At 72.6% G+C, this 11,917-nt stretch carries 12 protein-coding genes; 1 reads left to right on the forward strand and 11 read right to left on the reverse strand.

Translation table 11 applies throughout. From position 1 onward, the window contains the following. Positions 1-10: 10 nt before the first annotated feature. Positions 11-358, reverse strand: coding sequence for an STAS domain-containing protein (locus tag ACIA8L_RS09695; RefSeq protein WP_395902420.1), 348 nt, complete (start codon positions 356-358; stop codon positions 11-13). Between the two features lie 65 nt (positions 359-423). On the opposite strand from ACIA8L_RS09695, the gene ACIA8L_RS09700 reads away from it, so the two are divergent. After that, on the forward strand, positions 424-1,803 hold the full coding sequence (locus tag ACIA8L_RS09700; protein ID WP_395902422.1) for an MFS transporter: 1,380 nt from the start codon (positions 424-426) through the stop codon (positions 1,801-1,803). An 82-nt stretch (positions 1,804-1,885) separates the two neighbouring features. Here ACIA8L_RS09700 and ACIA8L_RS09705 read toward each other — a convergent pair whose 3' ends face one another. The 10 genes from ACIA8L_RS09705 to lnt form a co-directional block, all read right to left on the reverse strand. Continuing rightward, the gene (locus ACIA8L_RS09705) at positions 1,886-2,530 is read right to left on the reverse strand and encodes a response regulator (RefSeq protein ID WP_395904168.1); all 645 of its coding nucleotides are present in this window, start codon (positions 2,528-2,530) and stop codon (positions 1,886-1,888) included. Beyond that, positions 2,521-3,759 carry a sensor domain-containing protein gene (locus ACIA8L_RS09710; RefSeq protein ID WP_395902425.1) on the reverse strand — a complete coding sequence of 413 codons (1,239 nt, stop codon included), beginning with the start codon at positions 3,757-3,759 and terminating at the stop codon, positions 2,521-2,523. Before ACIA8L_RS09710 ends, ACIA8L_RS09705 begins: the two co-directional genes overlap by 10 nt. A 45-nt stretch (positions 3,760-3,804) precedes the next feature. After that, positions 3,805-4,578, reverse strand: a complete 774-nt coding sequence (locus ACIA8L_RS09715) for a hypothetical protein (RefSeq protein ID WP_395904170.1) — start codon at positions 4,576-4,578, stop codon at positions 3,805-3,807. Positions 4,579-4,950: 372 nt separating this feature from the next. Beyond that, positions 4,951-5,328, reverse strand: coding sequence for a hypothetical protein (locus ACIA8L_RS09720; protein ID WP_395902427.1), 378 nt, complete (start codon positions 5,326-5,328; stop codon positions 4,951-4,953). A 465-nt stretch (positions 5,329-5,793) separates the two neighbouring features. After that, complete coding sequence (locus tag ACIA8L_RS09725) at positions 5,794-6,291, reverse strand: GNAT family N-acetyltransferase (RefSeq protein ID WP_395902429.1); 498 nt, start codon at positions 6,289-6,291, stop codon at positions 5,794-5,796. Between the two features lie 502 nt (positions 6,292-6,793). Beyond that, positions 6,794-7,351, reverse strand: a complete 558-nt coding sequence (locus ACIA8L_RS09730; RefSeq protein ID WP_395902431.1) for a hypothetical protein — start codon at positions 7,349-7,351, stop codon at positions 6,794-6,796. Positions 7,352-7,416: 65 nt separating this feature from the next. After that, a complete protein-coding gene (locus tag ACIA8L_RS09735) occupies positions 7,417-8,046 on the reverse strand; it encodes a uridine kinase (protein ID WP_395902433.1) in 630 nt (209 codons plus the stop codon). Then, positions 8,043-8,537: an FxsA family protein gene (locus tag ACIA8L_RS09740; RefSeq protein WP_395902435.1), complete on the reverse strand. Its 495-nt coding sequence runs from the start codon at positions 8,535-8,537 to the stop codon at positions 8,043-8,045. Before ACIA8L_RS09740 ends, ACIA8L_RS09735 begins: the two co-directional genes overlap by 4 nt. A gap of 16 nt (positions 8,538-8,553) precedes the next feature. Then, complete coding sequence (locus ACIA8L_RS09745; RefSeq protein ID WP_395902438.1) at positions 8,554-9,357, reverse strand: polyprenol monophosphomannose synthase; 804 nt, start codon at positions 9,355-9,357, stop codon at positions 8,554-8,556. Beyond that, entirely contained in the window at positions 9,354-11,066 is a 1,713-nt protein-coding gene (gene lnt, locus ACIA8L_RS09750; RefSeq protein WP_395902441.1) for an apolipoprotein N-acyltransferase, read from the reverse strand. The genes ACIA8L_RS09745 and lnt overlap by 4 nt, the downstream gene beginning before the upstream one ends. Between the last annotated feature and the right edge of the window lie 851 nt (positions 11,067-11,917).

Below are 11,917 nucleotides of genomic sequence, written 5' to 3' on the forward strand. Positions count from 1 at the left end.
GGTGTGGGCGTCAGGCGGCGGAGGTGTCGGGGTGGAGGGCCTCGGTGACGGTGGCGTGGACGGGGATCGGGCCGGCGAGGCCGACCGTGCGTAATAAGCGGGCCATGAACGGGGTGGGGGCGGCCAAGCGTACGAATCCGCCGGCGGCTTGGCAGTGGTTGCGGGTGTACGCGAACGTGCCCAGGCCGATCGAGTCGCAGAACGTGACGCCGGCGAGGTCGATGACGATGCGGGTGCGGCCTTCGTCGAGGAGCTGGTGCATCGTGTCGCGGAGGGCGGGGGCGGTGTTGATGTCGATGGTCCCGGCGAGACCGACGAGGGTGATCCCGTCATCACGGTTCGTCACTGCAATGTGCATGAACAAATCCTGCCCGTGATGCTCACGTTCCGCATCGTCGCCGCCACCCGTTCGGGTGACGCGGTGTGAGCGGGGTGCGGCTGCTGCTGGCCGCGGTCCTGGCCCGGACCGCGGACTCGAGCGCCGGTGTGGTGCTGATCCTGGCGTCGCTGCACCGGTTCGGCGGGCCGGCGCAGGGTTCGCTGGTACTGGCGGTCGTCCTCGTCCCGCATCTGCTCGCCGGTCCGCTCGTCGGTCTGGTCACGGACCGTGCCCGCAGTCCGCGCCTGGTCCATGCGGCGTTCGTCGCCGGGTTCGGCCTGGCGCTGGGCGGCATCCTGGCCCTGCTCGGCCACGCCGCGCCGCCGCTCGTCTGGGGTCTCGCGCTGGTCGCGGGCGGCTGCGGATCGATGATCTTCGGCGGGTTGTCGGGCCGGCTCGACGACGTGGTCGCCGCGGAGCACCGGACGCGGTTCCGGGGGCTGGACGCGGCCACCTACAACGTCGCGGACATCTTCGGCCCGGCGGCGGGTGCGGCGCTCGTGGTGACGGTCGGCGTACCGGTCGCGGCGGCGGTGATCACGGCGACGTGCCTGTGCGCCGCGGTCCTGCTGCTGACCGTGCATCCGCTGCCCGCCCCGGCGGAACCCGGAACGCCGCCCGAGCGCGTGGCGGCCGGGGCGGAGCAGCGCGAATCGCGGTCCGTGGAGGTGGTGGCCGGGGCGGAGCCCGAGGAGCGCCCCGTCGACATCGCGGCCGGGGCGGGAGTGAAGACGCGCCCCGTGGACGTGGAGCTGGAAGAGCGATCCGTGGACGCGGCGGCCGAGGTGGAGCCCGAAGTGCGGTCTGTGAGCGTGGCGACCGGGGCGGCCGGGGAGCCGCGGGGGTCGTTCGGGCAGGATCTGCGGGCCGGGTTCCGGGCGATCGTGGTGTCGCGGCCGCTGCTGGCGGTGACGGTGGCGACGTGTCTGGCGACGTTCGGCAATGGGATGCTGCCGTCGATCGCGGTGCTGCTCGGTGAAGCGCACGGGCATCCGGCCGGTGGTGGCCTGCTCGTCACGGCGATCGGCGTCGGGGCGCTCGCGGGTTCTCTGGCGATGGCTCGCTGGCCGCTGCCGGTGCGCCCGCACAAGGTGGTGTTCGGCTGTCTCGTCGTGATCGGGGTCGGCTTGTCGGCAGTACCACTGCTGCAGCATTGGGCCCTTGTCGTCGCGCTGTTCGCGGTCGTGGGCGTCTTCGACGGTCCGTTGTTCACGTCGGTGCTGCAGGTCCGGGCGGAGGAGGCTCCGGCGCGGGTGCGTACGCAGGTGTTCACGCTCGGTGCCGGGGTGAAGTTGACGGCGGCCGCGGCCGGTGCGGCGGTGGCCGCTGGTGTAGTCGGGTGGCCGCTGGGGGTGATTGTTCTGGGGTTGGCCGGGACGCAGCTGGTGGCGGCCGCGGCCGGGGTGCTGCTGGCCCGCGACTGAAAAGGTCCACGGGAACGGCGCGGGATGCACGCACAGTCAGCGCTCGCGTGCGCTGTGTGCGCGGCCGCCGGCTCGGGTGCGGTCAGCTTCGCAGGTAGGTCAGGACGGCGAGTACGCGGCGGTGACCGTCGGTCTCGGGGAGGTCGAGTTTGGTGAAGATGTTGCCGATGTGTTTGGCGACCGCGGCGTCGCTGATGCCGAGCGTCCGGGCGATGGACGGGTTGTTGTGGCCTTCGGCCATCTGCCCGAGCACCTGCCGTTCCCGTGTGGTCAGCCGGTCGAGCGGGTTGGTCGCGCGTGGGCGGTTCAGCAACTGCCGGACCACGTCGGGATCGATGACGGTCTCGCCGGCCGCGACCCGCGACACCGCGTCGGAGAAGTCGGCGACCTCGCCGACGCGGTCCTTGAGCAGGTAGCCGACTCCGGCCCGTCCGGACGGGCCGAGCAGTTCAGCGGCGTAGGCGGTGGCCGCGTACTGCGACAGCACGAGGACCGCCGCGCTCGGGTCGCCGGCGCGCAGTGCCACCGCGGCGCGCAGCCCTTCGTCGGTGAAACTGGGCGGCATGCGGACATCGGTGATGACCAGGTCGGGTCGGTGCTGCCGGGCCGCGGCCAGCATCGAGTCACCGTCGCCGACCGCGGCCACCACGGTGTGCTCCAGTCCTTCGAGGAGGCTGACGAGTCCGGCCCGCATGAGCGCGGCGTCTTCGGCGAGCACTATTCGCAGCGGCACGGCAGGTCGATCCGCACGGTGGTGGGTCCTCCTTGTGGGCTGCTGATCTCCAGGGTGCCGGCCACGACGGCCACCCGGTCGGCCAGGCCCCGCAGGCCCGTGCCCCGTGACGGGTCGGCGCCGCCGCTGCCGTCGTCGGCGATGCTCAGCGCCAGCCGTTGCCCGGCGAGTCGGCCACGGATCCGGATGCGGGTGGCGGCGGCGTGTCGCACGGCGTTGGTCAGGGCCTCCGAGATCACGAAGTAGGCGGTGGATTCGATCTCGGGTGGCAGCCGGCCGGGCAGGTCGACGTCGGCCTCGACCGGGATCGGGCACCGTTCGGCGAGTTCGCGTACCGCCTCGGCCAGCCCGAAGTCGGTGAGGATCTGCGGGTGGATGCCGCGGATCTGGTCCCGGAGGGTCGTGAGTGCCAGCCGGGCCTGTTCGTGGGCCTCGCCGACGAGTGCGCCGGCGCGTCCGTCGGCGTCGGCGAGATGCCGCTCGGCCAGGCCCAGCTTCATCGTCAGGAGCACCAGGTGTTGCTGCGCGCCGTCGTGCAGGTCCCGTTCGATCCGGCGGCGTTCGGCCTCGAACGAGTTGACCAGCCGGCTGCGTGACCGGGCCAGCTCCTCGACCTGCCGGTTCGTTTCGGTGCCGGTGGGCGCGAGCAGCCACTTGGCGAACGCGGCCTGGGCTCCGCCGAGCACGCTGATGCCGTAGAGGGTGACGACGGTCGCGGGTACCCCGGCCAGGCCGGCGACGGCGCACGCCCGCCCGATGGTCTCGAACGTCCAGGTGCCCGCCGCGAAGTGGACGTCCGCGCCCGACCCGACCAGCAGCGGCAGGGTCAGCAGCAGCAGGCACATGCACAGGACGAGCATCGCGGCGAGGTCGAGGAGGGCCAGTACCGACAGCAGGCATGCGCAGTAGCCCAGTTCGCGCCAGGTGGCGGCCTCGGTCAACCGCCGCCGCACCCACGCCCAGCCGCCCGGGGGCGCGGGTGCGTGCGGGTCGCGGACCGCCTCCGGCTCCATGAAGCCGAGCCGGAGGCGTTCCAATGCCCCGATCGGTATGCCGACGAACAGCAGCAGCGGCGGGAACAGCAGCAGCGGCAGCACGGCCAGCCAGACGATCGCGGTGACCGCCACGCTGCTGAACACATAGGCCAGGCTGCGCCACGGCCATCGCGACCGGAGGAATCGGACGGGGTTGCCGGCCATCGCCCGCCACACGCTCGTCGGCACGGTCACGACCTTACGACGCCGCAGCGCCGCAGCGCCGCAGCGGTGTCAGCCCGCACCGAGGACGCCGAGCAGCGAGGCGGCGGGTTCCCGCGCCGAGAGTGCACTGGCCACGGCGATGAGCAGCAGCAGACATGCGGTCAGGGCCGTGATGACGCCGAGTGTGCTGTGCATGAATCTGACGCGGGTGGCACCGCGGTCGCCGGCGAAACGCCGCTTCCAGCAGTAGGCGCTCGCCAGGCCGGCCGCCACCGTCAGCGCGGCGGAGATCGCCGCCGTGACCCAGTAGTATCGCTCGACCTCGCCGAGCAGCACCGTCAGCGCGGGAGAACCGGCGTGCGGGCCGGCCGAATTCGTCAGCCCTTCGCGCATCTCACGCACGACCTGTGCAAGGTTTCCGTCGGCGGTTCCACCGGGCAGCACCCCCAACAACGGGATCTGCGGCCGGGCCGTCACCTGGACGTTCACCGACAGCACCCACATGACGAACACCGTCGACATCGTGGCGGCCGTGGCGACCGCCGCGTACCAGCGCCGGCCTCGCAGGTATCGCTGCCACAGCGCGGTGCTGAGCAGGGCCAGGACAAGGGCCAACAAGGCGCTGATCACGACCTTGACCGCATGCCACTGGTACCAGTAGTCGACCAGTGCCGTCAGGCCGGCGGGGAACGCCTGGGTTCCGCTTCGCCAGTACTCGACGAGAGCACGCCCGAGGGCGTCGTGCAGTTTCGCGTCGCTGTACGCCCCGAAGGGTGGCCTCAGCAGGACCCTGGGGGCGAGCTCGAACGCTGCCCCCAACGCTGCGCCGGCCACCAGCAGCATCCCGATCACGGACCTCGAATGCAGGTGCACGGTTCCGCGGCCGGCACCTGGTGTCGATTCGGCGGCACCGGTTGTCGTGATCGGTCGAAATCGCATGGGGACGACGGTAGGGAAGGGCCGCTCGGAGCGCGATGGCGTATGCGCTAGGACCGCCGGGTGGGGCTGCGCTACCCGTGCGGTAGAGCTGTCGCTACCTCGGGCCGGGTTCGCCGGTGGTGGAACGGCCGCGCGGGCGGCCTCCCTGGCTGGGAGACCGCCCGCGTGGTGCGAAGCTGATCCTTGAGTACGGTCGGCAGCAGGCTGTTGGGCCTTGAGCTTGCACCGCCGTGGCGGCGCCGCGGAGGCCGGATCGTGGCCTACCGCCGGTCGTGCTCAGCGACGGCCGTGGTGGCGGCCGTAGTCGTAGCCGATGAGCAGCCACCCGCCGCGGCGGCCGTTGAACGCCGGGACGCACTTGCCCTCGTCGAAGCGGCCCTGGTGCTCGCCGACCCACGCGAAGAAGTTGCAGGTCTTGCGGCTGTTGTAGCGGCCGGCGATCCAGGTCCGGACGCGGTGGTCGTCGCGGCCGTTGAAGTTGCCGTGCCGGTCGCCGTTGCCGTCGTGGTCGTGGTCGTGCGGCCCGGGCTGCACGGCGGCCGGCTGGCTGCCCTGCTCGGTGGCGGCGGACGCGGCCGTGGCGCTCATGCCGAGGACCGCACCGGCGGTCAGCGTCATGGCACCCAGGGCCAGGATTCGCTGTGCGTTTCGCATCTTGACTCCCCCTTGTGTCGTGATGACGCGATTACACTATGTAGCGAAAGGCCATAAATCTCGCAAAACGCCTCATCCTTTCAGCCAAAGGCTGACGGACATGTGGCCACCCCGAACCGCCAACCGGCGCGGCTCGTTATAGGCGAATGTCCAAGTCAGCGGCTGTCGGCGTTCGCGACGAACGCGTTCGCGCCGCTCCGCACACCGCCTGCGCGACGAACAAACAGGTTCGTGCGCCCGGCCGGACAACGTTCGTGACGAACGTGTTCGCGCCGCTTGCTGAACGACATCCGGGAGGAACGGGTTTGGGCTCGGGCGGGGCTGCGGTTCGCGGCCTTGGTCTTCGCCGGACACGTTCGTGACGAACCGGTTCGCGCTGGAGCGGTGGAAGGGGTTCGTCGCGAAGGCGTTCGTGACGAGCGCGTTCGGCGCACGCGGTCAGCGGTCGGTGGAGAGCGGGAACGGTCAGTGTTCGACGGGGCGTATGAGGACGGTGCCGCCGGTGGTGAACGGTGCGCGGGTGGTGGGGGTGAAGCCGCAGCGGAGGTAGGCGTTGAGGGCGGCCGTGTTGCCGCAGGCCAGTTCGAGTTCGACGGTGCGGTGGCCGCGGGTGCGGGCCCAGGCGGTGACGGCGTCGGCGAGTGCGGCGGCGATGCCGTTGCCGCGGGCGGCGGGGATGACCCACATGCTGATCAGGTGGGTGGTGCCGGGTTCGGCGGCGGCTGTCCAGGCGCCGGCGATTCCCAGTGGCAGGTCGCACCGCGGGCGGGTTCGCAGGCCGGGGAGCGGGCCGAACGCGGTGAAGAACGCGCCGCCGGCGGGCCAGGTGCGCCAGTCGGTTTCGGTGCGTCTCGCCTCGCGGGCGTAGGTGCTGGCGAACGCGGCGGGGCTGTCTTTGAGCGCGGCGAGGCGCAGGTCGCGTTTGAGTTGCCAGTCGTTGGCGGCGAGTGGGCGTACCTCCACGGGACGACCCTCCCAATTCGCCCGGCGGAGGGCAAGAGGGATCCGGTCACGTCCTGGCCCGGCCCGCCCGTGCTCCTCCGGACGTGCCACGGACGAGGCCGTTGCGACCCGCGGGCCGTCCGGCGCGGTGCCCGGTTTCGAGCGGCCGGGCAGATCGTGGCGCAATCCGGCCTGAATTGCCGCTGGACGGTCACGGACTGCGCGGCGGACGCGCGACGGCGGTGCGGCAGCACGCGGCGAGATACGGCGCGGCGCTACGAGATGGGCGCGTGACGAGATGCGGCGTGACGTGGCGCGGCGTGACGTGGCCAAATGCGGCGAGATGCCGTCAGACGCCGGTCCGGCCCGTGCTGAGAGCTGCTGCGGGACGGTCCGACCAAACGGGGCAGATCACAGACGAGCGCGGTCACGCACGAGCGGGGTCACGGATGAGGGCACCCGGGCGGGGGCGCGCGGACGGGACGGTCAAAGACGCAGCGGCGGGCGCGTGGCGGGGACGTGGTCAGGTGCTCGCGCGGTCGGTGTCGAGCTGTTGCAGGACGGGACCGACCAGGTCGGACAGGTCGCGGACGAGGACGGTGACGGCCCGGGCGGCGGCTGCGGCGACGTCGGCGGGCGGGGTGTCCGGTTCGGGGGCTTCGGGCAGGCCGTCCAGGGGTAGGGGCGCCTCGATGAGCAGGGTGGTCCGCAGGTGCGGGTATCTGCTCAGGTCACGGTCGGTGGGCTGGACGAACTGGCCGAACAGTTCGGGCCAGCCGCGCCAGCCGCGGTCGCGCCACCAGGCCCGGGTGGTGGTCAGTTCGGCGGGCAGTGGTGAGACGAGTTCGACCTTGGCGATGAGGCTGCCGTCGAACGGGTTGCGGGTGCAGCGGGCGGACAGGACCCGGCGGTGCCAGCGGACCCAGCCGGGGTCGAGGATCGGGGGTGTCGCGAACGTCCAGGCGGTGCACGCGAACGCGACGGGGGCGATGTCGCCGAGGGTGTAGGCGAAGCCGTTCGGGTGGGACTCGACGAGCGTCTCGTACCGGTCGTGGTCGCGGTCGACCCAGAACGTCTTCACACCCCCGACGGTAGCCGGTGATCACCGTGTTGCCCGCCCCGTCCGCGCAGAGCCGAACCCGCAGCTCAGAGCGCTGTGACGACCGCGGGGTGGCGGGGGTCGTCGGCGCGCACGACGATGTCGGCCTGCCATTGCGGCATGACCTCGTCGCGGTAGCGCCCATACGCGGGCACGGTCCAGGCGAGCCCTTCGGGGAGGCGGCGGGTGAGCGCGGCGTCACTCTGCGCGAGGTGTACGGTGACGTCGAAGTCGAGGCCGGCGCCGAGGAGGAACACTCCGGAGACGACGACGACGCCGTGCGGTGGCAGGTGCACGTATCCGGCGCGGGTCGCCCGGTCGGTGCCCGGGTCGCGCAAGGTCGGCAGGACGCGTCCGGTCCCGCCCGGGCCGGCCGGGCCGAGGACCTCCCGGGTCAGCGCGTTCAGGTCGAGCCAGTCCTCGTAGTAGGCGTCGGGGTTCGTGCGGCCCCGTTCGAGGCGCAGCGACGCGGCCCGCAGGAACATGCCGGCCTCGATGGACAGGACGGGGATGCCGGCATCACGCAGTACCCCCGAAATCGCATGGGCGAGGTCGGCTGTGCCGGCGGTGGGTGCCCCGTCCACCGCGACCCGGGCCGGGTGCGCGCCGGCGGCGTCCCGGGCGAGGGCGGCGACCTGCGCGGCGAGCGCGGCGGTGGTGACGGGTGACGCCTTCACCGGTCGACGATCTCCCCTTCGACGATCTCGGCGGGGCTGTCCCCGGCGGCCGGCGGTGGGGTGGCCGGGCCGCGTTCGGCGCGCACGACGCGGGGGCCGAAGAGGTCACCGGCGGCGGCCGGGGAGATGCGGCGTTCGGCGACGCGGCGGACCTGCCGGTCGGCGAGGTGCCGCACGGGCGGGGCGAGCAGCAGCAGCCCGGCGGCGTCGGTGAGGTATCCGGGGATGATCAGCAGCAGCGCGCCGAGGAGGCCGGTGACGCCGTCGGAGACCTCACCGCCGGCGGGGCGGCCCTCGCCGAGCGCGGCCCGGAACCGCCGCCACGCCCGGACCCCTTCGCGTTTGACGAGCATGAACCCGACGATCGTCGTGGCGAGCCCGATGAGGATCGCCCACAGCCAGCCGATGGCCTGCGCGACCAGTACGAACACGGTGATCTCGGCGATCACGAGCAGGAACGCGCCGACCGCCGCCCAGCCGAGCCCTCGCATGCTCTCCGCCTCTCCCTCAGCGCCCCTGGCCGGCCCTGGCCGGGCCGTTTCCGGCGACGGCCCGTTTCAGGGCGGTCCAGCGGGCGGCGGTGCCCCACACTGTCACCTTCCACAGTGCCTCACGAACGATCGAAGAGCTCATCTTCGACTGGCCCCGTTCGCGTTCGGTGAACGTGATCGGCACCTCAGCGACCCGGAACCCGTCCTTGTGGGAGCGCCACGCGAGGTCGACCTGGAAGCAGTACCCGTGCGACGCGATCGAGTCGAGTTCGATCTTGCCGAGGACGGGGGTGCGGTAGGCGCGGTACCCGCCGGTCGCGTCCCGCAGCGGCATCCCGAGAGCGAGCCGCACGTACACGTTGCCGATGCGGGAGATCGCCTGGCGGTGCGCGGGCCAGTTGACGGTCTTGCCGCCCTTCACGTACCGCGACCCGAGGACCACGTCGGCGTCGGCGAGCGCGTCGAGGAGCTTCGGCAGCTCCTCCGGGGCGTGGGACCCGTCGGCGTCCATCTCGACGCAGGCGTCGTACCCGCGCTCGGTGCCCCACCCGAACCCGGCGATGTAGGCGGCGCCGAGGCCCTGCTTCCCGGCCCGGTGCATGACCCGCACCGCCGGGTCGTCGGCGGCGAGCTCGTCGGCGATCGCCCCGGTGCCGTCGGGGCTGTTGTCGTCGGCGATGAGGATGTCGACCTCCGGCGTCGCCGCGCGGACCCGCCCGACGATGATCCGGATGTTGTCGGCCTCGTTGTACGTGGGGATGATGACGAGGACCCTGCCGACCCCGGGGTATTCGTTCACGCCTCGGTCGGGTGTGCTCACAGGTCCTCCTGAACGGGTGCGGCGCGGTCGGTGTCGGTGTCGGTGTCGTGCACGGGTTCGGGTTCGCGGCGGCGCCGGGTCCGGGCCGCGATCAGACCGGCCAGAGCAACGACGACGAGGGTGTACTCCGGGATCGCGCCGAGCCGTGTCGCGAGTGTGCGGTGCGCACCGAGACGCAGCTCGGCGACGATCACGGCGGGCTGGTCGAACGCGGTCTCGTCGCTGGTGGCGCCGGTCGCGTCGGCGAACGCGGAGATCCCGACGGTCGAGGCCATGAGCGCGTCCCGGCCGTGTTCGACGGCCCGGAGCCGTACCATCGCCAGCTGTTGTCTCGCTTCGGCCTCGTTGAACGTGGCGTTGTTCGTCTGCACGGCGATGAGCTGCCCGCCGCCGACGACGGTGTCCCGGACGAGCCCGTCGTAGGCGACCTCGAAGCAGATCACGTCCCCGACGGTCGCCGGCCCGACCCGCAGCACCCCCGGGTCGTGCCCGGCGGTCATGTCGGTGACCCGGTCGACCTCGCCGGACACCAGCCGCGCGATCGACCGCAGCGGCATCGTCTCGGCGAACGGCACCGGATGCCGTTTCACGTACTCGGCGACCGGGTCGCCGGGGTTGCGGCCGGGGTTGAACACCAGCCCGGCGTTCTCGACCCCGGTCTCGGGGCTGTAGAGGACGGCACCGACGAGGATCGGCGCGCCGACGGCGTTCGCGGCCTGGTCGATGAGCAGCCCCGCGTCGGCGTTGCGCAGCGGGTCGATGTCGCTGGAGTTCTCCGGCCACACGACCAGGTCGGGCCGCCGCGCCCCGGCCTTGACCCGCTCGCCGAGCGCGATCGTGGCCTTGACGTGGTTGTCGAGGACCGCGCGCCGCTGCGCGTTGAAGTCCAGCCCGAGCCGGGGCACATTGCCCTGCACCACGGCGACGTAGACGGCTTCACCACCGGGTTTCGTCAGCGGCACCGCCTGGGCCGCCCCGACGATCGCGCACCCGGCCGCGACCGCCGCGAGGGGTGCCACCGCCCGCCGCGCGTCCGTGCCCGCCCCGATGCCGCGCAGGACGGCGAACGCGGCGAGCCCGCCGACGAGCGCGACCGCGAGCGTCACGAGGGGCGCCCCACCGGCGGCGGCGAGGCGCAGCAGCGGCGACGTGTCCTGCGAGAACGCGAGCCGCCCCCACGGGAACCCGCCGAACGGGGTGCGGTCGCGCAGCGCCTCCTGCGCCACCCACAGCGTCCCGACGGCGGCGGGCCACGCCCAGCCGCCCCGGTTCCAGGCCGGCCGCCCGCCGAGCAGGGGACTGATCCACGCCCCGGCGAGCCCGACGAGCCCGAAGTACAGCGCCTCGAGGACGGACAGCAGCAGCCAGGGAACCATCCCGGTGTGCAGGTTCGTCCAGGCCAGCAGCGGCGTGAAGAACAGCGCCCCGGCGACGCAGCCGAGCCAGAACCCGGCCCGCAGCCGCCGCCCGTGCACCGCGATCGCGAGGAGCGCGACGGCGGCGGGCGCCGCCCACCACTGCCCGTACGGCGGGAACGCGACCAGCATCGCCCCGCCGGCGACGGCGCTGGCCAGCAGCGCGGCCCACAGCGGCAGGACCGGCTCGGTGGCCGGCTCCGACGCCGCGGGCGCGGCGGGCTGTTGCACGACCAACGTCACCTGCGCCATCCCCGTGGTTGTCCGAGCGTGGTTACGCCTTGCGGCGCCCATTATGCGGGGTCGTCCGCCCGATCGTGGAATCGTGCCCGCCACCGCCCCCGGATCCGCACCGCACCGCCACGTTCGTTGAGCACAGCGTGACGCGCCGACTCTCCTACGCCGTCCCCACAGCCCCACCGCATACCCGCGGCGAGGCCCCCACCAGCCCCCGAACCCACCCGATGCGCACGCCGCCCCCGCCGCATTCCCCCAACCACGCCAACCGCCGAGCCCCGTTCGTCACGAACACGGTCGACCGAAGTGCCCGGGAAACGCGTCCGTGACGAACGTGTTCGCCGAGCGTCACAAGTCTCCTGCTCGGTGACCTTGCGGATCAGCGGGGCGGGGTACGTGGGAGCTGCCCGTGTGAACGTCGCGCTGGTACGGGACGTGCTCGTGACGAACGTGGTTGCCCGTGGGTAGCTGATTGGTCGTGCGGCGCGTCCCTGAATCCCTGCCGACGGGGCGCCGTGGTCCTCCGCTGGAGTTCGCGCGGTGGGGTGTGGCCGGTGTCGGGCTGGCCGGGGCTGGGGCTGAAATGGGGGCGCGACCGTAGTCGCGCCCCGCGCTCCCAGGCCCTGTGTCCGGCCGGTGCGGCAGTGACGTTCGTGCGCGGCCTTCGTTCCGGCTCGGCGCGGACTGGGTGCCCGGGCTCGTGCCGTTGTCTACTGGTCGCGTGATCCCCCCTGCCCTGACACCGGTGGATGCCCGTTCGTTGCCCCCGCCGACCCCCGCCCGCGTTGCCCGGGGTCGTCTCGTCGGTTGACGTGGACGTCCGGTCAGCCGGGCGTTGGGGAGTAGCGAACCGCGGTCATCCTTCCCGAAGTAGGACGCAAAGACGGTACGCGGCCCGTCGGGGGCAA

This window comes from Dactylosporangium sp. NPDC051541 (assembly GCF_044454505.1).
Classification (GTDB): Bacteria; Actinomycetota; Actinomycetes; order Mycobacteriales; family Micromonosporaceae; genus Dactylosporangium.